The organism is Neobacillus niacini (genome assembly GCF_046591715.1).
In the GTDB taxonomy this organism is placed as follows: Bacteria; Bacillota; Bacilli; order Bacillales; family Cytobacillaceae; genus Neobacillus; species Neobacillus niacini_L.
Window position 1 is genome coordinate 176,192 of sequence record NZ_JAWVNQ010000003.1, and the last position, 21,669, is coordinate 197,860.

The window sequence follows — 21,669 nt, forward strand, 5'->3', positions numbered from 1 at the left end:
TATAGAGAATTTTTATGTTGATGATATGAAGATATAGAGGAGGAAAGTGAACAAATTGTAGACAAAATATAACCAAATTTTGAACCATAATAAAAATAATAAAGTGTCCATACTATAAAAAAACAATTGAAATGAGGAAAAAAATTGGAACCTTTTATGCCGCAATTAGTATATTTTGAACCAAGAGCTTTAGAATACCCGCTTGGCAGAGAACTGAAAGAGAAATTTGAAAAGTTGAATCTTGAAATTAGAGAGACTACCTCCCATAACCAAATTCGAGATTTACCAGGAGATAATGAAAATCAGAAATATCGTAATGCAAAATCAACGCTCGTAGTAGGAATTAGAAAAACACTCAAATTTGATACATCCAAGCCCTCAGCAGAATATGCCATTCCTTTGGCTACAGGCTGTATGGGTCACTGCCATTATTGTTACTTACAAACGACACTTGGCAGCAAACCATACATACGCACCTACGTAAACTTAGATGATATTTTTGATCAGGCACTAAAGTACATGGATGAGCGTAAGCCGGAAATAACAAGATTTGAAGCTGCTTGTACCTCGGACATTGTTGGTTTGGATCATTTAACACACTCATTGAAGAAGACAATCGAATTCATTGGCCAGTCTGAATTTGGAAGACTCCGATTTGTGACGAAATTCCATCATGTGGATCATCTCCTAAATGCCAATCACAATGGGAAAACAAGGTTCCGGTTTAGTGTAAATTCACGATATGTAATCAAAAACTTTGAACCAGGAACGTCTTCCTTTGAAGATCGATTATCAGCAGCTAGAAAGGTCGCTAAAGCAAAGTATCCATTAGGTTTTATAGTCGCTCCTATTTATTTGCATGAGGATTGGAAAGAAGGCTATCGTGAACTATTCGAACGATTAAGTGGTGAACTGGCAGGATTAGAAATCCCTGATTTAACGTTTGAACTCATCCAACACCGTTTTACAAAACCGGCAAAAAATGTGATTGCCAAAAGATACCCGAAAACCAAATTGGAAATGGACGAGGAAAAGCGAAAATATAAATGGGGCCGCTATGGAATTGGAAAGTATGTCTATCCGACAGAAGAAGCAAATGAATTAGAAACTACTATTCGTCAATATATTAATGAATATTTTCCTAATGCTGTTATTGAATATTTTACTTAAAAAAAAATAATTTTTTTACTTGTACACCGTACTATTTCATGAACTTTCTGCTTAAAGATGTAACAATGCGTTACCTTTAGGAGTGGCTGCCATGAAAATAGACGGTGTTTTTTCTGGAGGAGGAATAAAAGGATTTGCCCTTATTGGGGCCATTCAAGAAATTGAAAAAAGAGGGTTTCAATTCGAAAGGGTTGCAGGGACTAGTGCTGGTTCAATTGTCGCTGCATTTCTTGCTGCTGGTTATAGAAGCAGTGAGATGGAGCAGCTCCTTGATGAGTTGGATCTAACAAAGTTTCTGGATGCTCGTAAAATGATTATACCTTTTCCACTTGCTAAATGGTTGTTTGTCTATTGGAAGTTAGGGTTATATAAAGGGAACGAATTAGAAAAATGGATTGAAGAAAAATTAGCAGCAAAGGGGATAAGAACCTTTTCTGACCTGCCTCCTCAAAACTTGAGAATTATTGCGTCAGATCTTTCAAACGGCAGACTAATGGTTCTGCCAGATGACTTGGTTAAATATGGTATTGCCCCAGGATCCTTCTCCATTGCAAAGGCTGTAAGAATGAGCTGCAGTATCCCATATTTTTTTGAACCAGTGAAATTGAAATCAATGGATGGTGTGAATGTAATTGTAGATGGAGGGGTATTGAGTAATTTTCCAATGTGGCTTTTCGATCGTGATAATCTTCAAAAAGTAAGACCGGTAATTGGGATTAAGTTAAGCGCAAATGAATATGAGCATGAAAAACACCAAATTAAGAATGCTATTCAGTTGTTTGGTGCTTTATTCGAAACCATGAAAGATGCACATGATTCCCGGTATATTTCTAGAAAACACGAAAAGAACATTATATTTATTCCAACTGATGGTGCACTTACGGTTGAATTCCATTTGACAGAAGAAAAGAAACAGGAGCTTTTCCGGTTAGGGAGAAATTCAGCAGAAAAGTTTTTTAAGTCTTGGTGTTATTAAAAAAATACTATTCATGAATAGAAAAAATCGAGCGCTTATAAGGACGCTCGATTTTTCTTTTTCCCTTTTTTACCATCGATAACTGTTAAGTGAACAGGGGATTTCTTTTTAGTTAATTTGCTTCTCTTTAAAGAAGTTAGTGAACCAAAAGATGTACTTTTTGTCGACTGTTCGCTGCCTTTTGACTGTAAGCGTTTTTTTGACTTCTTTGCTGCTTTGATAAAAGCCTGCTGCTCCTTATTCCTTGGATTTGATCCCCGAATAAGTCTGAAGACAAAATAAATGGCTAAACCAACCAATGCTAACACTACAATATTCTTAAGAAAACCAATAGGGTCACTTGTGAATGCTGCAATAATGCCAATTATTCCTAAAACAATAACACTACCAACCAAAGGAACGGAAATCCGATTTTTCAAGAAAGCCACCTCCCTAACAGCATCATAATCATTTTCTTAATTTTTTAAACTCAAAAATAATAATGTTTTTAATATTTTATTCAGCTTAATGCTGTAATATAAACACTCTTCATCTAGTTCTTTTGTAATACATACGAAAAAGTAATTAAAAATTGTATGTACTTAATTTAATTCTACTTCATATATGAAAATACCTCTAGGATGACATAATATTTCCAATTAAAAAATTTATTCTATGCAAGTGATTGACAAGGGAAGGACATAATAAGGTTGATTACTATTCGGGAAGGCATTAATTTAATGGGAGGTACTAATTATGGCTAAAAGTCCTGAAAAGTCTAAATATCCAAAACCAATGTCATTTGTTACGGTCGTTTTTTGGACGGGTTTATTTGGTGGTCTATTTTGGGGGACTATTGGTTTTTTTGCCTATTACTTCAATTTCACGGAAATTCGTCCTAATATCATTCTAGGTCCATGGGCATTAGGGGATTGGAAAAATGAATGGCTTGGCACTGTGATATCAATTATTTTACTTGGGATATTATCGGTTGTAGCAGCGTTTGTTTATTCTATTGCACTGAAGAAATTTAACGGGATTTGGCTGGGATTAGGATATGGACTTGTGTTATTTCTAATTGTGTATTTGGTGTTGAATCCCATCTTTTCAGAAATGAAGCCATTTTTAGAATTAAGTCGTGATACTGTCATTACCTCGATTTGTTTATATTTGGTGTATGGCTTATTTATTGGTTATTCCATTAACTATGAATATGAAATTAATCATATGGAAGAAAATGAGACCGCCTCTTAACGCTATATTAGTCTTTATAGCCTGATATATGTTAAAATATTTTTGTTATTATGGAACAGTGTACTATTGGTGTTGGATTACATAAGGGGAGAGTGAGAGAAAATGGGAAAAATAGATAAATTAAGGTCGAGCTTTGCTGCACATGGAATTGATGGTTTTTTAATTACTAGCCAATTTAACCGTCGTTACATGACAAACTTTACTGGTTCGGCTGGGGTCGTTCTCATTAGTGCTGATAAAGCACAATTTATTACGGACTTCCGTTATGTTGAACAGGCTGCCAGCCAGTGTGAAGGCTATGAAATTGTTAAAATGACCGGAAGTTTTGTTGATGAGGTTAGTAAACAAGCAAAGAAACTAGGGATTAAGAAACTCGGGTTTGAAGAGGAACATTTAACATTTGCCGCCTATAAAGCTTATGAAAAAGAAGTCGAATCAGAACTTGTTCCTGTTTCAGGTATTATTGAAAAGTTACGCTTGATTAAGACTGAAGCAGAGATTAAGATATTAAAGGTAGCCGCAGATATTGCCGATGCAGCATTTAAGCATATATTGGATTTTATTCAACCAGGAAAAACAGAGCTTGAAGTATCCAATGAATTAGAGTTCTTTATGAGAAAAGCGGGGGCATCTTCTTCTTCCTTTGATATTATTGTTGCTTCTGGGTATCGTTCTGCACTTCCGCATGGAGTTGCCAGTGACAAGGTAATTGAAAAAGGTGATTTTGTGACCTTGGACTTTGGTGCTTATTATGAAGGATATGTATCAGATATCACTAGAACAGTAGCAGCAGGTAAACCTGAGGCAAAGCTTGTGGAAATTTACGATATCGTCTTAGAAGCACAACTGAGGGGAATGGCTGGAATAAAGCCTGGAATTACTGGTAAAGAGGCAGATGCTCTTACAAGGGATTACATAACGGAAAAAGGTTATGGCGATTATTTTGGGCACTCAACAGGTCACGGTATTGGTCTCGAAGTCCATGAAGGCCCAACGCTTTCTATGCGTTCAGACATTGTTCTAGAACCTGGCATGATTGTAACCGTTGAACCAGGTATCTACATACCAGGGCTTGGCGGGGTACGAATCGAGGATGATACACTCATTACGAAAGACCATAACGAAGCTTTTACTCATTCTACAAAAGAACTTATTATTTTGTAATGGACATAGGAGGACAAAAAAATGATTTCTGTTAACGATTTTAAAACAGGATTGACAATTGAAGTGGATGGCGGGCTATGGCGCGTACTTGATTTCCAACATGTTAAACCAGGAAAAGGTGCCGCGTTTGTTCGTTCTAAGCTTCGTAATCTTCGTAATGGAGCAATCCAAGAAAAAACCTTCCGTGCAGGTGAAAAGGTAGAAAAGGCTCAAATTGATAATCGCAAAATGCAATATCTATATGCCAGCGGCGATCAGCATGTGTTCATGGATATGGAATCTTATGAACAGGTAGAGCTTCCTGCAAACAATATAGAGTATGAATTAAAGTTTTTAAAAGAAAACATGGAAGTTCACATCATGATGTTCGGTCATGAAACACTTGGTGTGGAACTGCCTAATACAGTTGTTCTAGAAGTCACTGAAACTGAGCCTGGTATTAAAGGTGATACATCTTCAGGTGGAACCAAGTCAGCAACTCTTGAAACAGGTCTTAACGTTCAAGTTCCTTTCTTTGTTAACCAAGGTGATAAATTGATTATTAACACAACAGAAGCATCTTATGTATCTCGTGCATAATAAAAAGTTTTCTAAGAAGCTAAGGCCGAAATTTCAGGCCTTAGCTTTTTGTTTATCTAGAAAGTTTATCACTTTCCCTATTGTGAAAACTTCACTAAATAGTAATAATTAGTTCCTATCCTATTGACTAGTTTTTGCTAGAATTAAGTTGAATTACAAACATACAAACAAAAGGGGTGACACAGCAATGAAAAAAATTCTCTCTCTCTTGTTTCTCTGTACTGCGATTGGCCTGCTAATTGCAGCCTGCGGTAACTCCAAAGAGACGAATGTGACATTAGATAAAAAACATTTACCATTACCAGATTATGTATTAAACTCTTCTGAATTAATTCAGGAAACGTATGCAATGGTTTCGAACTACCCAGAAGTAGTAGCAGGTGTTCCTTGTTATTGCGGCTGTTATGCACAAGATGGACATGAAAGTAATCTGGATTGCTATATTGATTCATTTGGAGAAGACAATGCCGTTACCGGCTGGGATTCAATGAGTATATCCTGAGACGTCTGTATAGATATCGCCCGGGAGGCGGTAGAAATGCATTTAGACGGTAAAAGTCCTAAGAAAATATATGACTTAATCACTACTAAGTATCAAGATTTTGGGGAGCCAACTCCGACGCCAGAACCAAAGTAAGGGATAACTAATGAAAAAAATACTATATGGCACCTACATTATTATCTTTATAGGGATTATAATTTGTATTGTTAATAGTGGTATATTCAGCAGTGAAAATGCGGAAGCAATTGCTGCAGGTGAAAAGATTTATAATAAGCAGTGCCTGATTTGTCATGGTGAGAACGGCAAGGGTGAAGGTAAAAATGCTGGTACCGCTATTAATAATCAGCAGTATTTGAATACTGTCAGTGATAAAGACATTTTTAATAGTGTTAAATTTGGAAGAGAAGGTACTGGAATGCCAAGCTATGGACCAAGACTTTCAGAAGAGGAATTGAATAATGTTGTTGCATATATTAGGAATTGGCAGTCAACGGAAATAGATTTTGAAGTTCCTAAGACGATTGCAGGAAATGTTATTAATGGTGAAAAATTATATAATTTATATTGCATCAACTGTCATGGTGAAGCGGGCAGCGGTAAATTAAAGATGGGAACCGCTCTTTCTAATCCACAATTTTTAAAATATACTACCGATAAGCAGATTTGGATTAGTACAGCATATGGCCGAGATGATACGAGAATGGCTGCATCATTAACGGGCCTGAATGGGGTAAGGCAGCTTGAGGAAGAAGAAATTACAGATATTGTCTCGTATATCCGTTCGTTAGAAGGAAAATAGCGAAACCCCTGGGTCTTTGGATCCAGGGGTTTTTTGTATGTAATTAATTTAACAAAACGTTCATTTTCAAGCCGAAAAGGGATATTGGTTAGGGTTTATAGTACTAGGTGGGAAATAGAAAAAAATAGGGGGATAGGTAGGAAAGATAGACAAATGTGAACATTCTGTGGGCGTTTTTTGACAAAAACGTAACGTTTATACCCCTTTTACAAAATGTTCATAAGTGAATCAACTATACATAGATGAATAATATTATATTTATTTCAAAGAGGGCTATAGTGAAAAATAGCTTTTTATAGGAGCTCAAGGAGGATTAACATGCTTAAAAATAAGTTGTTGGCTTTATTTGTAATCACCTCATTTTTTTCAAGTTTTATCATTTCAAACGCTAAGGCCGAAACACTCTTTCAGCCAGAAAAGTTCCCTTATTCGGAAATGCAAATTCAAGTAATGCCAGAGTTTGATTACCCTGAAGGCTGGGAAAAAGACACTCCGTCATTACTAGTGGGACAATACGGAACCTTTACAAACAAAAGTGGACAGGATTTTGATGGGAAAGTTGAAATAGCTGTTCCAGCTGGGGAAAAAGGCTTCCAAGCATACTTAGTTGCTGAATTTCCAGAAGACAATAAGCCTGAAGTCCAACGGCCATTTGACGTCGATAAAGAAAAGGGTACTCTTTCCTGGAAACCTTCAAAGGCAATTAAGAATAATGAATCTTATAGATTCGTTGTCGAGTACTATACGAGCGCAGTAGATGTAAAGGACAAAAGAAGCTTTACATACGAATACAGTAACCCAACAGAGATTGGAACATTAGATGTCATCTTTTATGCTCCAATGGAGGCAAAAGAGATCAAACTAGAGCCGAAGGCACCCAACAATACAAAAAGTGAATATGGTGAAGAGCTATTCTACTATCAGTACAAAGATGTAAAAGTGGGAGAAAGCTATAAATACTTATTTTCGTACAAAAAAGATGACTTCAAATCAACGCTCGAAGCAATTAACGAGAAACAACCGCCTAATGATGAAAACCATGCTGGTGTTACTGGTACCGCAACAGATCAAATATCCGGCGGATCAAATGGTTCAAATGATTCAGGCGGAGATCGCCCGCTAATTGGTATTGGTGGTGCTGTCGTTATTGGAATCGCCATCATCATAGCAGGTGTGTTTGTTTACTTAGGCTTAAAAGGAAAATCATATACTGCACCTAAAACACCAAATTCAAAAGTGAAAAACCAACACCCAAAAAAACAGCAAGGCAAGAAAGAATCGAAATCTATTAGTGTTGACGATAAAAAAGAATTACGTAAAAAACTTTTAACTGGAAAAATTGATCAAGAGACTTACGATGAAGAAATGAAAAAATTAATTTAATGGGGTGAATGAATGTGAAAAAGAACACAATCGTAATGCTTGGTGGATTTATTATTGCAGGGGCAATCGTTTTCTTACTTATGGCAGCCACACCAGGATCCAGCGGTATTGAATTAACAATGAAAGATCTATTAGCAAACCAAGAAAAACATAAAGATGATTTTGTAACCGTAGAAGGACTATTAATCGAAGAATCTATCAAATGGAATCCAGATAAAATACAGTTGAAGTTTGATTTAAAAGATAACGATGGAAACATAATGCATGTAATCCATAATGGCACAAGACCTGATAACTTTTCAGAGGGAGTTATTGTCATTCTCCAAGGTGCACCTACGAAGAAAGATACGTTTGAAGCAGAAACAGTAAAAACAAGATGTCCTTCTAAGTACGAGGGTGAAGATGTTGAAAACTATGATCCTGAGGCGCATAAAAAACTATTAGATCAGCCACCAACAGAACCAGAAACTGCAAAATAATAAGAAGGTGACGATATGTACTTATTTGCTAATGCAACCATTTATGTAGGCTTAGCTCTTGCAATCTATTCACTCCTCATCATCACTCTGGGGATAAGCACTAAGAATCAAAAATTAATTAATAGTGGTAAAGGTGGAATTATAGGAATCCTGGTTTGTGCTTCTATGGCTATGCTTTCTTTATTCTATTTGCTGGCAACATCCCAATTTCAATATGAATATGTTAGTGATTACACCAGCAGTGAACTGCCGATAATTTATAAACTTACAGCGCTATGGGCGGGGAATTCTGGATCGTTATTATTATGGACTTTCTTCCTTGTTCTTTACACGGTGATGATTATCTTCTCACGGAAAATGAGAGGTAATCCTATGGTTCCGTATATTTCCGCTATTCTATTAGGAAATATCGTTTTCTTCTTTTTAATCCTTGGATTTGTTGCTAAACCATTTATTCTTCTAGACCAAGTGCCAATTGAAGGTCATGGACTTAATCCAATGCTTCAGAATCCAGGGATGATCATCCATCCTGTTACACTTTACCTTGGTTATGTAGGACTTGCCATTCCTTTTGCCTTTGCAATGGCAGCACTTTTATTGAAAAACGTGGATGACTTCTGGATTAAAATGACAAGGCGCTGGACGATAATTGCATGGTTGTTTTTAAGTCTAGGTAATATATTTGGCGGCCAGTGGGCGTATGTTGAGCTGGGATGGGGAGGTTACTGGGCATGGGATCCAGTTGAGAATGCATCCTTTATGCCATGGTTAACGGCTACAGCGTTCTTACACTCTGTCATGATTCAGGAACGGAAAAACATGTTAAAGGTTTGGAACATCAGCTTAATCATTACTTCCTATGCATTAACATTGTTTGGAACTTTCCTTGTTAGAAGCGGTGTTCTTACGTCGGTTCACGCATTTGCTAATTCTAATTTAGGATTATATTTTCTAATCTTTATGGCTGTAATGGTAATAGGTGCGTTATATGTGTTAATGAGCCGATACAATCTGCTTAAACGAAGTGCAGGCGAATTCAACTCTTATATTTCAAAAGAAAGCAGCTTCTTAATTAATAATCTATTATTGGTCGGCGCGGCGTTCGGTGTATTCTGGGGAACTGTATTCCCATTAGTATCAGAGGCTGTCCGCGGTACAAAAGTTACAGTAGGAATGCCTTTCTTTAATACCGTTCAAGCTCCAATTCTATTATCTATGATGTTCTTAATGGCAGTATGTCCATTGCTTGCATGGCAAAGGTCGACATTAAAGAACTTAAAAAAGAACTTTTTGATTCCGGCAATCCTTGCAGTTGCAGCTATGGTATTAATGGTTGTACTAGGAATACAGAAAGCCTGGGCGGTTATTGGCTTCGGAGTGATTGTACTTCTCTTAATTACACACTTCCTTGAGTTTTACCGTGGAGTGAAAGCAAGAAGGAAGATGACAAGTGAAAAAATATATCTTTCACTTTACCGTTTGATGACGAAAAACCGCCGTCGCTATGGCGGTTATATTGTCCACATTGGTATAGCGTTTATCGCAATGGGTATTATCGGGTCGCAAAACTATGATGTACAAACTATGAAAACAGTAAACTTAGGGGATTCCATTGAAGTGAAGGATTACCGCATCAATTACGAGAGGCTTGATCAAAAAAGGGAGGGTATTAATGATATCGTTTATGCGGAAATGACTGTTTTCAAAAACGGTAAACGAATTGGTAATATTCAGCCTGAAAAAGTATTCTATGGCAACTGGGATCAGCCATCGTCAGAAGTTGGACTCATAACTTCATTGAAAGAGGACCTATACGTTGTATTAAGTGACTGGGAAAACGATGGAAAAGCAACCTTTATTGTAAAAGTAAATCCAATGATAGCCTGGTTATGGATTGGGTCCTTTATGATTGTGATCGGCTCACTGTTTGCCGTGTGGAATGGAAAATATCAAAATATTACTCCAAGATACACAGGAGTACGTAAAGAGGTGTCTTAATGTGAAAAGTAAAATTTATATGGGACTCCTTCTAATTGCCTTTATTTTTCAGGCTTCCATTTTTCAAGTAGAAGCAAAAGAGTTCGACTACAAATCTAAGGAATTCGAAGCAGCTGCGTCTCAATTTATGTGCACCTGCGGTTGTGGGCAGGATCACTTTGAATGCGATCCTAAGACTTGTAACCTCACAATTGGCTTTAAGGAAGACATCGTTGAAATGATGAATAAGGGCTGGGATAAAGATAAAATCCGTGAATACTACGTCAATATTTACGGTGAAGAAATTTTAACAGCTCCAGAAAAAAGCGGGTTCAGTTTGGTTGCTTGGGTACTGCCTTTTGCAGCCTTAGGTATTGCAGGAGCAGCGATATTCTTCATCATTCGTAAATGGGTGAAGAAAAAAGGAAGTAATGAGCTATCCCTTGACAACGAAATCGTAAAGGATGGAGTGGAAGAAGAGATCCTCTCATCTATGATTGAAGAAGAACGCAAAAAGTATCTTTAGGATGTGAACATAATGCAAGAAATTTCGATCATTTCAATGATATTTACCGCTGGCCTTGTGCTCATTTGTTTATTTCTTGTCCTTGCACCCTTCTTTTCTTGGAATTCATATTTAAGTTTTGCCAACAAGGGTCAAGATTCTCCTTCTAATAAGGAAGTACTTTTATCCACACTGAATGAACTAGAGTTTGAATACAAAATGGATAAAATTTCACATGCAGATTACAAAAATTTAAAAAAACAATATGAATCACAAGTAGTCAGTATTATGAAGGAAGAGGAAGAGCAAATAACATCACAAGCTATTAACAAAGATTTAATGGCTGAAATTGAAAGTGAAATTGAAGCGACAATGAGAAGTTACCAGAATACTAAGGGGGGAGGAAAGTGATCAAGAAAGTCACACTCTTCCTCCTCGGACTGCTGCTGTTCATGCCATTGAATGGTATGGCAGCAGCGGAATCTGTGATATCAGTTGATATGCATTACCTTGTAGTCAGCCCAGCAGAAGATGGTTCAACGAATATGATGAATATGGTGAACTTCACCAATACATCTATTGAGGTATTTAATGGTGCTGGTGAGGGTGAAGCAGTACTAAATGTCACTATTCCAACAGGAGCAACAGGATTTACCTTTTTAGATAACAAAATTGCTCAAAAACAGGTTGAAACAGGTTTCATCACTACAGATCCAATCCCTGCTAACCAGACCGTTGTATTGCCTTACAGCTACAGAATTGCTAAGGGTAAGGAAATTAACCTGAGCTTTGACTATCCAGTACAAATGATGCAAATCCTTGTGCCTGAGGGAATGGGAAGCATCGAATTTGAGAATGTTACTGCCACCAATCAAGGGCTTTTCAAGATGGATGATCAAAATTATCAAGGATACAGTGTGGAAGGAATTCAAGCAAAACAAGCCTTTACAATGATTTATGACAAAGATAAACAGCCAGCTCTAAAAACTCAAGGTTCAAGTGAACAAGGTGTAAGTGAAACGAGTGGCAATGTAACGAAAACAGCACCAGCCTTCCATAATCCCGGTCATCTGCGTATGTGGGCGCAATCCCCGCTGCGCAGTTGGGATCCACATGTTTTCTTAATTGTAATGGCTGCAATAATTATCGCAGCGTTGTCCTATTTTACTTACTTTCGAATGAAGGCCATAGCGGAAGAAAAGAGATTAAGTGCAGACAAGGAAGAAAATGTATTTAAGAGCTTAATGGCTAAGCAAAAAGCCATTATGGATAGAATTCTTGAATTAGAAGAGAATTTCGATGAGGGAAATATGTCAGAAGAGGATTATCAGGCTAAACTGTCTGCATATAAACAGCATTTAGTACAAGTTAAGATGAATTTGCGCCAATTTGTAGAGTAACGTCGGAATGCGAGGGATATTTGATGATTGAAATAAAGAAGCTTACAAAGCAAGCCGACAATAAGTTAATTCTTCGAGGTGTTGACCTAACAATCAAACAAGGGGAAACTGTTGCGATTCTTGGTCCAAATGGGGCTGGGAAAAGTACTTTATTAAAAGTACTGGCAACCTTAATTAAACCTACATCAGGACTTGTAAAAATTAACGGATTGGACCTAAAAAAAGATCATATAGAAGTTAAGAAACTGTTTGGCTATTTACCGCATTCCAGCTTGCTTTATGATCATTACACACCACTTGAGAATTTGGTCTTTTTTGGTGAGTTGTATGGCGTCAAGGACGTTGAAAATAAAGCAAGACAATTGATTCAAGAGGTGGGGTTGTCATTCTTTATTAATGAACCAGTAAAGAATTTCTCACGTGGGATGATTCAGAGGATTGCCATTGCAAGGGCGATTATCCATGAACCCAAAATCATGCTTCTAGATGAACCACATACAGGTTTAGATCAAGGTGCGATTTCGATCTTAAATAATGTTGTTCTTTCCATGAAAGAAAAGGGATGTACAACACTAATGGTTACACACGATTTCAAGCAAGCTGCTGAAATCTGTGACCGAATCATCATTGTGAAGAATGGAAAGATTGCAGATGATTTCAACATCCATAATAAATCATTAGGTTTTGTTTCAGAAAAATATCAGGTTTTAGTGGAGGGGGTATCGTGATGTTTAGAGCAGCCCTTACCATTGCTAAAAAAGATATCTATTCTGAACTTAGAACAAAACAAGTTTTGGGTACGATGATTATCTTTGCCGGGTTAGTCATCCTAGTTCTAAGTTTTGCATTTGATCCGGCAAACAATACAACAAAAGCAGTAATACCAGGTGCTGTCTGGATTATCATTGTTTTTTCGGGAATCCTTGGCCTTAATCGCTCGTTAGTATCTGAGCAGCGAAATGATACGATGCATGGTTTATTGGTGGCCCCAATGGAAGCCTCAAGTATTTATTTAGGGAAATTCATGGCAAACTTCTCGATGATCTTAATTGTTGAAATTGTAGCTGTTCCTTTCTTATTTCTACTATTCGATTTTAAAGTGAATGGCAGTATTTTATATTTTATCTTAGTGTTGTTTGTCGGGAGTTTCGGGTTCGTTGCCATTGGAACTTTTTTGGCCGCATTAGCTTCCAATTCTAAAAGCAGTGAAATGTTGTTACCGCTTTTGCTCTTTCCGATGACAAGCCCGATATTAATAGGTGTTACGCAGGCAACAAAAATTATTCTTACGAATATGGACAAATTGCCAAGTGCTATTGCCTGGCTGCAGTTGGTCACTGCCTATGATGTAATTTTCTTTGTACTAAGCTTTTTACTAATTGAGTACGTTCTGGAGGTTTAAAAAATGAGTATGAATCTTGAAAGAGAACAGGCGCCCCTTGAGATAACAGATTTGGCACCGGTTAAAAGCCCGCTTCTTACCAAAATTTTATATGGCGGCATGGTTGTTTCTATGTTGGCGGCATTCTATTTTATTTTCCTTTATGCAGAAATTGAAAAGACAATGGGAGCTGTACAAAAGATATTTTATATGCATGTTCCATCAGCATGGGTAGCATTTCTAGCTTTCTTTGTGACATTTGTCTTTAGTATCTTATTTCTAATAAAACGCAAACGAATCTTTGATACGTATGCATATGTATCTGCTGAAATTGGTGTTGTATTTACAATTATTGTATTAACAACAGGACCAATTTGGGCAAAGTCATCATGGAACACTTGGTGGGCTTGGGAGCCGCGTCTAACTACCACATTGATCCTTTTCTTCCTTTTTGTTGCCTACCTGATGGTTCGTCAGATGGATGGTGTATGGGATAAAAAGGCTAGACTTGCTGCAGTATTTGGAATTATTGGTTTTGCAGATGTTCCAATCGTATTCTTTGCGATTCGCTGGTGGCAATCTAAATTCCATCCAATCGTATTTGGAGATGGACCATCCCAGCAAGGCGGCGGAATAGCACCAAGTATGCTCGTAGCTTTATTGGTTACGATTGCTGCCTTTACTTTCCTTTATGCCTATCTTCTCCATAAGGGTGTATCCTTTGAAAAAATGAGAATTAAAGTAGACCGCTACAAAGAAAAATTACGTGAAAGATTAGAAAACTAGGAGGAATATATTATGGAATTCATGTATGGGGCTTATTCAGTTGTTTGGTTAGTTATTTTTGGTTATATGCTTCTTATTGGAAAACGTCATAGCAGCCTAAAAAAAGATATTGAGTTTTTAAAACAACTAGATAAATAGGGGTTGTTAGGAGGAGGCAGGATGAGCAGAAGAGTTATAAACTTACTCGTATTGTTTCTATTAATTGGAATGTTTGGCTTTTTTGGATATAGTTTGGCTAGTAAAGGTGACAATACCGATGTTGGTGACAAAGCCTACAATTTCGAACTTCCAAATTTAGACGGAACGAATACGAAGCTCTCTGATTACAAAGGCGAAATAATCATCTTAAATTATTTTGCATCGTGGTGTAAACCCTGTGTGGATGAAGCACCAGAACTTGAAGCATTTGCAAAGGATTACGGCGATAAATACCGTTTAATTATGATTAATAAAGGCGAAACAATGGACAGAGTTAAAAAGTTCCTTGAGAAATATAACACACCTGCTGTGTATGTATTTGATTACAATTCTAAAATTGCTAAAAAATATAATGTAACAGGACAGCCCGAAACATTTGTTATCGATAGACAGGGAATAATAAGAGAACATTACAATGGTCCTGTTACATCAGCACAACTATACTCAATGGTAAAAAAGTACGAATAAATAGAAAAGGATTGAATCACTGCAATAGTGATTCAATCCTTTTTTTATTACCCAATTGGCTGATATTTATATTCTGCTGCGACACTTGCTTTTATTAAAAGCTGTCCCGGCAGAATCTGTGTTGAAGAGAATCCTTTTGCAGATGCAACTTGTTGAAGCTCAAAGGGCTGGATTTGCTCTGTGCCCTCTGTCACAAGAATCGGCGTGGGGTTGAGTGAAACTCTTATGGTATTGGCTATTGTTTTTGCTTTGCTGCTTGCATTGTTTAAAGCCAGGACAAGTGCCTGTTGGTAATAAGAATCCTTAAATCTCGTTGTAAACTGAATGTTAGCAACATAGTTTGCTCCATTCTGAACCGCGGTATCTACTACTTTTCCTATTATAGATAAATCATCGATTTTTACCTCCAAGATATGTGTTACTTTATATCCTCGAAATATTTGTTTTCCTTGATCATAGTCATAGTTGGGTTCAATTCGATAATCAAACGTCTGTATTTGATTTCTATCAATGCCTAAAGCAATAAGAGAATCAATCAGCTTGTTTCCAACAATTGAATTTTGCGCTTGAGCACTAATGAGTTCCTTGCTTTCAGTTACTACACCTAAATTTACGGAGGCTGTATCTGGCTGTACGTTAATTTCTCCTTCACCCGTAACTTTTAACATATTGGTCCTTAGAAATTGTGTGTTTCGGTCTAAAGGATTCTGAATGTACATGAATTTTCCCCCTCAATTATATTCTCTACTACATAAATTACGTTTTACTTTGTTAAGTATTCCTAGCAATCTAGTCATATTGCGCATTAAAAGGCATACATTTTAAATAATGAGACAAGCAGCAAGGAGGAAGAAATGTGGAAACGATCCTTAAATTCTTACCAAAAAACATTGCAGATCAAATCAGTAAAATCCCTCCTAGTCAAAGTGAAGAATTGGAAGAAATCAGAATTCGTATCGACCGCCCAATAGAAATTACGATGAAAGGAGCTCCAAGGTTTCTATCGTATATCGTGCGGCAGGAAGATGCTTTTCACTTGTTAAATAAAATCAGCCAATTCTCGATTTATACACTTGAGGAAGAGTTAAAACGAGGGTATATAACGGTTTCAGGCGGTCATAGAATTGGACTTGCAGGGAAGGTCATCCTTGAAGAAGGAAAGGTAAAAGCGATAAGGGATATTGCTTCATTTAACATTCGGATTGCCAAAGAGAAGATAGGTATTGCTGAAAATATTATCCCCTTTATTTTCAATAATTCATGGACGCATACGATGATTATAGGGCCCCCGCAAACCGGAAAAACAACATTGTTACGGGATATCGCTAGAATTATTTCATCTGGAATTCATGAAAAAAGAATCCAGGCTTCTAAAGTAGGTATTGTTGATGAACGGTCTGAAATTGCTGGTTGTGTAAATGGGATTCCTCAAATGTCGTTCGGCCACCGTCTTGATGTCCTAGATGCATGCCCAAAAGCAGAGGGGATGATGATGATGATTCGTTCCATGAGTCCCGATGTATTAGTGGTGGATGAGATTGGACGAAAAGAGGATGCAGAAGCGATTTCAGAAGCAGTTCACGCTGGTATCAAGCTAATTATGACTACGCATGGCACAAGCTTAGATGAAATCAGAAATAGACCTTCACTTAAATCTATTATCGACCAAAATATTTTTCAGCGATTTATTGTCCTTAGCAGGGCTCACGGCCCAGGAACGATTACTCAAATTTTGGATGGTAATGGGAAAAACTTAAGTCAAAAAGTGAGAGTGACGTAAATGGTTAAATTAATTGGTGCCATTTTTATTATTCTTGCTACTACTTGGACAGGTTTTGAAGCCGCGAAACATTTAAGTGAACGACCGAGACAGCTCAGGCAACTTAGGTCTGCTCTTCAATCACTTGAAGCTGAAATCATGTATGGTCATACACCTTTGCATGAAGCCGCGAGGAGATTGGCAGCACAATTGTCAAAGCCGTTATCATCTTTCTTTGAAGGTTTTGCAAGGAAACTCACAGATACGGAAACAACCGTAAAGGATGCCTGGGAAGAAAGCTTGAAGGAGGTTTGGAAGCAGACTGCTTTTAAACAAGGTGAATATGAGATTATGAAACAATTTGGGGAAACCCTAGGTCGGCATGATCGCTTTTCCCAGCAGAAACATATTATGCTAACTCTTTCCCATCTTGAAAGAGAAGAGAGAGATGCAGTTGAAAGACAAGCAACTTACGAAAAGATGGTGAAGAGTTTAGGGTTCTTTTCAGGATTATTACTGATTATTTTATTAATTTAGGGGGAAAAGCAATGGGCTTAGAAGTGGATATTATTTTTAAGATAGCCGGAGTGGGAATAGTCGTTGCATTTTTGCATACAGTTCTTGACCAGGTTGGGAAAAAGGAATATGCCCAGTGGGTTACTTTATTCGGCTTTATTTACATCTTGTTTCAAGTAGCTTCAATTGTTGATGATCTTTTCCAGAAAATAAAATCTGTCTTCTTGTTTCAATAGAAAGGAGGGCTTTGCCATTGAGATTATTAAAATAGTTGGAGTGGCTCTTGTCGCAACCTTCCTGGCCTTAATAATAAAAGAGCAAAAACCTAATTTCGCCTTTCTGTTAATTGTATTTGTAGGCTGCAGTATATTTCTGTTTTTAGTCGATAAAATCTATGAAATCATTCATATGCTTGAAAAGCTGGCTGTGAATGCAAATGTGAACTTAGTATACGTAGAGACCATACTTAAGATTATTGGAATTGCCTATATAGCGGAGTTTGCATCACAAATTACCAAGGATGCTGGCCAGGGTGCAGTAGCTTCAAAAATCGAACTTGCTGGAAAGGTGTTAATTCTTGCGATGGCAATCCCAATTCTTACCGTTATGATTGAAACGATAATCAAGCTGATTCCAAGCTAAAAGAGTCATTTTCTTTTGAAAACAAGAGGTGAAAAATGATGAAGCAAAGGCTGCAGATTATTCCTATTATTATTCTATTATTTCTGTTTTTTTCGTCAACAAGTGTACAAGCTAACGAAGATGTGAGTGATGCCTCCACACCTCTTTCTCCGCAGGAATTAGTAGACGCACAGCTTAAAAATATGGATTTAACAGAGCTTAAACAATATTGGGTGGATATTCAAAGTGAATACGGCGGTTTCCTGCCAGAGAGCCAGAAAGGAAGTTTGTATGATTTCGTAAAAGGAGATAAGAAGTTCTCTTTGAAGGATTGGACACAAGGAGTTCTGAAATTCTTATTTCATGAATTTGTGGTAAATGGAAAGTTACTTGGTTCTTTAATTCTCCTTACCATTTTCAGCATGTTTCTTCAATCGATGCAAAATGCGTTTGAAAGCAGCACGATTAGTAAAGTTGCCTATTCAATCGTTTATATGGTGCTAGTCATAATTGCGCTTAATAGTTTTCATATCGTCATAGAGTATACAAATGAGGCAATTGGGAGCATGATTTCCTTCGTACTTGCATTAATCCCGCTTTTATTAGCCTTGATTGCTTCATCTGGAGGAATCATCTCTGCAGCATTTTTTCATCCAGTTATTTTGTTTTTAATGAATATCAGCGGGATGTTCATGCAGTATGTTATCCTTCCATTGCTTTTTTTAGCTACTCTATTGAGTATTGTTAGTACGATGTCTGATCAGTATAAAGTGACTCAGTTAGCACAGCTGCTTAGAAACTGGAGTATTGGTTTAATGGGTCTATTCTTGACCGTCTTTCTTGGAGTGATTTCCGTGCAGGGTGCTTCCACCGCGATAACAGATGGAGTAGCCATCCGTACCGCGAAATTTGTAACTGGGAACTTCATCCCTGTTATTGGCCGTATCTTTACTGACGCTGCGGATACTGTAGTCAGTGCCTCTGGATTGTTAAAAAATTCTGTTGGAATAGCTGGTGTAGGTATTCTGCTCATCATTGTTGCCTTTCCAGCACTGAAGATTTTAATGGTCGCGTTCATTTATAAATTCGCCGCAGCTATTTTGCAGCCCTTAGGCGGGGGACCGGTAATTAAATGCTTAGATATTATTAGCAAAAGCGTCATTTATGTTTTTGCTGCACTCGGCATCGTCTCTCTCATGTTCTTTTTAAGTATTACAGTAATTGTCGCAGCAGGGAATCTAACGATGATGATGAGATAGGGGAGAATGTTATGGAATTTTTAATAGAGTGGGTAACGAATATCATTCTTTTTATCCTCTTGGCAACTGTTATTGACATGCTGCTTCCCAATACAAGTATGCAAAAATATACCAAAATGGTTACGGGTCTGCTGCTAATAGCTATTATTTTAACACCAATTTTTAAGTTAATCTCTAAAGATTTTGAAACAGCGATGGCACAGATCCCTTCTTTTCAGGGGCCGGAAGAAAAAAATATGGAAAATTTAATAGAATTGCAGAAAAAAGAAATACAAGCCTCCAATCATGCATATATTTTAGAAACAATGGCTGTCCAGCTTGAAAAGGGAGTAGAAGAGGAGTTGATGGAACAATTTGGTTTGGAAATTGCAAAAATAGAACTAATAACCAAGGATGAAAGTCAAGAATCATTCCCTGAGAACCTTGAAATGGTTACAGTTCGCCTAAAGCAGCCAGAAACAAAAGATATGACAGTTGAAGCTGTACAACCCGTAAGCATTGACACAGGAACACCTCTTCCATCTAAGGATCAAACAGAAGAATCAGAAAAAGTCGCCGCATTTCTTTCGCAGCATTGGAATGTAACCGAAAAAGTGATTGAAGTCTCGGTTGAAGGGGGGATGAAATAGCAGAATGGAAAATAATAAGGGACCATTTTCATGGCTGAAAAACCTAGTCTCAAAGGGTGAAAGCTCTGATAAAAAATCTGGCAAATATCAATATATGATTCTGGTACTATGCATCGGTGCCGCATTCATGATTGTTGGTAATGTTTTATTCTCGGATAAAACCGCTCCACTTGACAGTAAGGCAGTATCCACAAGTCAGGCAGAAACGTCTGAGGTTGAAGCCTTTAGTTTAAAGAAAGATTCAAATAATAAAACCATTGCTGGTTACGAAGAGGAATATGAGAAACAGCTTAAGAAGGCACTGGAGGAAATGCTGGGTGTTGACGATGTAACAGTAGTGGTGAATATTGATTCTACAGATAAAAAGGTTCTGGAGAAAAATACAGTAACGAAATCTCAGACAACAGAGGAAAAAGACAACGAGGGTGGAGAACGGAAAGTTCAGGATACTTCCACTGATGAACAATTAGTTATTATACGTGAAGGTGAAAAAGAGGTACCTATTGTGGTTGAATACCAAAAACCAGATATTCGAGGAGTGCTGGTAGTAGCTAAAGGTGCAGATAATATTCAAGTGAAAAAATGGATTATAGAGGCAGTGACACGAGCGCTTGACGTACCTAGCCACCGTGTTGCCGTTATGCCTAAAAAATAAAAGGGGGATTTACGAATGCTATTGAAAAAACAAACTGTTTGGTTATTAACGATGTTAAGTTTGGTGGTTGTACTATCTGTTTATTACATTACCTCTCCTGAACAAAAAAGTAATGAACTTGCAGCAGTGAAACAAGAAGAGAAAGCTGAGCAAAAAGAAACGAAAACAGATACAGAAACGGAAGTTAAAGACGGAGACACCGTGATTTCTCAAGTTGCAGGTGACGAGGAATTTGAAGCACTTCGTTTGAAGCTGCAGGATGAGCGCAGTGAATTAAAAGAACAACTAAATGCTGTTGTAGCGACAACTGATCTGCCTGCTGACCAGAGAAGTGAAGCGGTTGACCAAATGAAGAAATTAAGTGAAATAGCACAAAAGGAAGAAATGCTAGAAACCTTAATTAAAGCTATGGACTATGAAGATGCTCTAGTTAGAGCAGATGGGTCAACAGTTAAGATAATTGTAAAGTCAAGTAAAGAGTCTACAAAATCAGAAGCTAACGCAATTATTAAAATGGTTAAAAAGGAGATTGGTGAAACTAATTTTGTTGCTGTAGAATTTCAGCCGACAAAATAAATAAAAAAAGGGAAAGCCAAGCGCGGCTTTCCCTTTTTTGTGTATTGTGATAAGAAGAATATTGAACTTTGCTAAGGTATTAGCGTATAGTATTAGTAGTTAGTCTTAATTTATGTAGGACAAGGAGTGTTCAGATTGTTAAAAGTACAAGAAATTCGTGAATTGATAAAATTAGTTGACCAGTCCAGTATTGATGAATTCGTTTATGAAAATGAAGGTTCTAAAATAAAAATGAAAAAGAATACTGGAACTACAACAGTGACAACTGTGCCTGCACCACAAGCGGCAGTTCAAGCAGCACCTGTTATCCAGCCAATAGCACCAGCAGCATTAGCTAGTGCAGCGCCAGTCCAAGAAATAAAGCCGGATGCGGCAGTTCAAAATGCCTCAACAGAGACTGATACTTCGTCATTACACAAAATCACTTCCCCTATGGTAGGGACATTTTATGCCTCACCAACACCAGATGCTGATGCCTATGTAAAAGCAGGTTCAGCTGTTACAAAGGATTCTATTGTCTGTATTGTCGAAGCAATGAAATTATTTAATGAAATTGAAGCTGAAGTTAATGGCGAAATAGTTGAAGTACTAGCGAAGAATGGTCAATTAGTAGAATATGGGCAGCCATTATTTTTAGTAAAGCCAGAATAGGAG

General features: G+C 37.4%; 29 protein-coding genes. 27 read left to right on the forward strand and 2 right to left on the reverse strand.

What is annotated here, in order from left to right; translation table 11 throughout:
• Positions 1-144: 144 nt before the first annotated feature.
• Positions 145-1,170: a spore photoproduct lyase gene (gene splB, locus SFC47_RS10690; protein WP_411254261.1), complete on the forward strand. Its 1,026-nt coding sequence runs from the start codon at positions 145-147 to the stop codon at positions 1,168-1,170.
• A 91-nt stretch (positions 1,171-1,261) separates the two neighbouring features.
• Positions 1,262-2,146, forward strand: a complete 885-nt coding sequence (locus SFC47_RS10695; RefSeq protein WP_411254262.1) for a patatin-like phospholipase family protein — start codon at positions 1,262-1,264, stop codon at positions 2,144-2,146.
• A 35-nt stretch (positions 2,147-2,181) separates the two neighbouring features.
• On the opposite strand, the gene SFC47_RS10700 is transcribed toward SFC47_RS10695, so the two are convergent.
• On the reverse strand, positions 2,182-2,574 hold the full coding sequence (locus SFC47_RS10700; protein WP_411254263.1) for an SA1362 family protein: 393 nt from the start codon (positions 2,572-2,574) through the stop codon (positions 2,182-2,184).
• A 307-nt stretch (positions 2,575-2,881) separates the two neighbouring features.
• Here SFC47_RS10700 and SFC47_RS10705 point away from each other — a divergent pair, with 307 nt between their 5' ends.
• From SFC47_RS10705 to SFC47_RS10780, 16 genes are all read left to right on the forward strand, one after another.
• Positions 2,882-3,379 carry a YqhR family membrane protein gene (locus tag SFC47_RS10705; RefSeq protein WP_411254264.1) on the forward strand — a complete coding sequence of 166 codons (498 nt, stop codon included), beginning with the start codon at positions 2,882-2,884 and terminating at the stop codon, positions 3,377-3,379.
• 102 nt (positions 3,380-3,481) lie between these two features.
• Complete coding sequence (locus SFC47_RS10710) at positions 3,482-4,543, forward strand: M24 family metallopeptidase (protein WP_411254265.1); 1,062 nt, start codon at positions 3,482-3,484, stop codon at positions 4,541-4,543.
• A 21-nt stretch (positions 4,544-4,564) separates the two neighbouring features.
• Complete coding sequence (gene efp / locus SFC47_RS10715) at positions 4,565-5,122, forward strand: elongation factor P (protein ID WP_411254266.1); 558 nt, start codon at positions 4,565-4,567, stop codon at positions 5,120-5,122.
• Positions 5,123-5,309: 187 nt separating this feature from the next.
• Positions 5,310-5,759 (forward strand): PCYCGC motif-containing (lipo)protein, encoded by a 450-nt coding sequence (locus SFC47_RS10720; protein WP_411254267.1) that lies wholly within the window; start codon positions 5,310-5,312, stop codon positions 5,757-5,759.
• Between the two features lie 10 nt (positions 5,760-5,769).
• Complete coding sequence (locus SFC47_RS10725) at positions 5,770-6,423, forward strand: c-type cytochrome (protein WP_411254268.1); 654 nt, start codon at positions 5,770-5,772, stop codon at positions 6,421-6,423.
• Positions 6,424-6,741: 318 nt separating this feature from the next.
• Positions 6,742-7,806 (forward strand): hypothetical protein, encoded by a 1,065-nt coding sequence (locus SFC47_RS10730; RefSeq protein WP_411254269.1) that lies wholly within the window; start codon positions 6,742-6,744, stop codon positions 7,804-7,806.
• Positions 7,807-7,820: 14 nt separating this feature from the next.
• Positions 7,821-8,285: a cytochrome c maturation protein CcmE gene (locus tag SFC47_RS10735; protein WP_411254270.1), complete on the forward strand. Its 465-nt coding sequence runs from the start codon at positions 7,821-7,823 to the stop codon at positions 8,283-8,285.
• 15 nt (positions 8,286-8,300) lie between these two features.
• The gene (locus tag SFC47_RS10740) at positions 8,301-10,283 is read left to right on the forward strand and encodes a heme lyase CcmF/NrfE family subunit (protein WP_411254271.1); all 1,983 of its coding nucleotides are present in this window, start codon (positions 8,301-8,303) and stop codon (positions 10,281-10,283) included.
• Position 10,284: 1 nt separating this feature from the next.
• Positions 10,285-10,788 carry a cytochrome c-type biogenesis protein CcmH gene (locus SFC47_RS10745; RefSeq protein WP_411254272.1) on the forward strand — a complete coding sequence of 168 codons (504 nt, stop codon included), beginning with the start codon at positions 10,285-10,287 and terminating at the stop codon, positions 10,786-10,788.
• A 12-nt stretch (positions 10,789-10,800) separates the two neighbouring features.
• Complete coding sequence (locus SFC47_RS10750; RefSeq protein ID WP_411254273.1) at positions 10,801-11,178, forward strand: hypothetical protein; 378 nt, start codon at positions 10,801-10,803, stop codon at positions 11,176-11,178.
• Entirely contained in the window at positions 11,175-12,167 is a 993-nt protein-coding gene (locus SFC47_RS10755; protein WP_411254274.1) for a hypothetical protein, read from the forward strand. Before SFC47_RS10750 ends, SFC47_RS10755 begins: the two co-directional genes overlap by 4 nt.
• 23 nt (positions 12,168-12,190) lie before the next feature.
• Entirely contained in the window at positions 12,191-12,895 is a 705-nt protein-coding gene (gene ccmA, locus SFC47_RS10760; RefSeq protein WP_411254275.1) for a heme ABC exporter ATP-binding protein CcmA, read from the forward strand.
• A complete protein-coding gene (locus SFC47_RS10765) occupies positions 12,895-13,569 on the forward strand; it encodes a heme exporter protein CcmB (protein ID WP_411254276.1) in 675 nt (224 codons plus the stop codon). Before ccmA ends, SFC47_RS10765 begins: the two co-directional genes overlap by 1 nt.
• 3 nt (positions 13,570-13,572) lie before the next feature.
• The gene (locus tag SFC47_RS10770) at positions 13,573-14,334 is read left to right on the forward strand and encodes a cytochrome c biogenesis protein (protein ID WP_411254277.1); all 762 of its coding nucleotides are present in this window, start codon (positions 13,573-13,575) and stop codon (positions 14,332-14,334) included.
• 12 nt (positions 14,335-14,346) lie between these two features.
• Positions 14,347-14,472, forward strand: coding sequence for a CcmD family protein (locus tag SFC47_RS10775; protein ID WP_095247147.1), 126 nt, complete (start codon positions 14,347-14,349; stop codon positions 14,470-14,472).
• A 21-nt stretch (positions 14,473-14,493) separates the two neighbouring features.
• A complete protein-coding gene (locus SFC47_RS10780; RefSeq protein WP_411254278.1) occupies positions 14,494-15,000 on the forward strand; it encodes a TlpA family protein disulfide reductase in 507 nt (168 codons plus the stop codon).
• A 47-nt stretch (positions 15,001-15,047) separates the two neighbouring features.
• Here the strand turns inward: SFC47_RS10780 and SFC47_RS10785 are convergent, their stop codons facing one another.
• On the reverse strand, positions 15,048-15,719 hold the full coding sequence (locus SFC47_RS10785) for an SIMPL domain-containing protein (protein ID WP_411254279.1): 672 nt from the start codon (positions 15,717-15,719) through the stop codon (positions 15,048-15,050).
• Positions 15,720-15,856: 137 nt separating this feature from the next.
• Here SFC47_RS10785 and spoIIIAA point away from each other — a divergent pair, with 137 nt between their 5' ends.
• The 9 genes from spoIIIAA (at position 15,857) to accB (ending at position 21,666) form a co-directional block, all read left to right on the forward strand.
• On the forward strand, positions 15,857-16,780 hold the full coding sequence (gene spoIIIAA, locus SFC47_RS10790; protein WP_411254280.1) for a stage III sporulation protein AA: 924 nt from the start codon (positions 15,857-15,859) through the stop codon (positions 16,778-16,780).
• Positions 16,781-17,296 (forward strand): stage III sporulation protein SpoIIIAB, encoded by a 516-nt coding sequence (gene spoIIIAB, locus SFC47_RS10795; protein ID WP_411254281.1) that lies wholly within the window; start codon positions 16,781-16,783, stop codon positions 17,294-17,296.
• A gap of 11 nt (positions 17,297-17,307) precedes the next feature.
• Complete coding sequence (gene spoIIIAC / locus SFC47_RS10800; RefSeq protein ID WP_007084610.1) at positions 17,308-17,511, forward strand: stage III sporulation protein AC; 204 nt, start codon at positions 17,308-17,310, stop codon at positions 17,509-17,511.
• Positions 17,512-17,527: 16 nt separating this feature from the next.
• Positions 17,528-17,917 (forward strand): stage III sporulation protein AD, encoded by a 390-nt coding sequence (gene spoIIIAD, locus SFC47_RS10805; protein ID WP_095247152.1) that lies wholly within the window; start codon positions 17,528-17,530, stop codon positions 17,915-17,917.
• A 38-nt stretch (positions 17,918-17,955) separates the two neighbouring features.
• On the forward strand, positions 17,956-19,155 hold the full coding sequence (spoIIIAE, locus tag SFC47_RS10810) for a stage III sporulation protein AE (RefSeq protein ID WP_411254563.1): 1,200 nt from the start codon (positions 17,956-17,958) through the stop codon (positions 19,153-19,155).
• A gap of 11 nt (positions 19,156-19,166) precedes the next feature.
• Positions 19,167-19,784, forward strand: a complete 618-nt coding sequence (gene spoIIIAF / locus SFC47_RS10815; protein WP_411254282.1) for a stage III sporulation protein AF — start codon at positions 19,167-19,169, stop codon at positions 19,782-19,784.
• Between the two features lie 4 nt (positions 19,785-19,788).
• Positions 19,789-20,439 carry a stage III sporulation protein AG gene (gene spoIIIAG, locus SFC47_RS10820; protein ID WP_411254283.1) on the forward strand — a complete coding sequence of 217 codons (651 nt, stop codon included), beginning with the start codon at positions 19,789-19,791 and terminating at the stop codon, positions 20,437-20,439.
• Between the two features lie 15 nt (positions 20,440-20,454).
• A complete protein-coding gene (locus tag SFC47_RS10825) occupies positions 20,455-21,015 on the forward strand; it encodes a SpoIIIAH-like family protein (protein WP_411254284.1) in 561 nt (186 codons plus the stop codon).
• Positions 21,016-21,150: 135 nt separating this feature from the next.
• Positions 21,151-21,666 carry an acetyl-CoA carboxylase biotin carboxyl carrier protein gene (accB, locus tag SFC47_RS10830; RefSeq protein WP_411254285.1) on the forward strand — a complete coding sequence of 172 codons (516 nt, stop codon included), beginning with the start codon at positions 21,151-21,153 and terminating at the stop codon, positions 21,664-21,666.
• Positions 21,667-21,669: the final 3 nt, after the last annotated feature.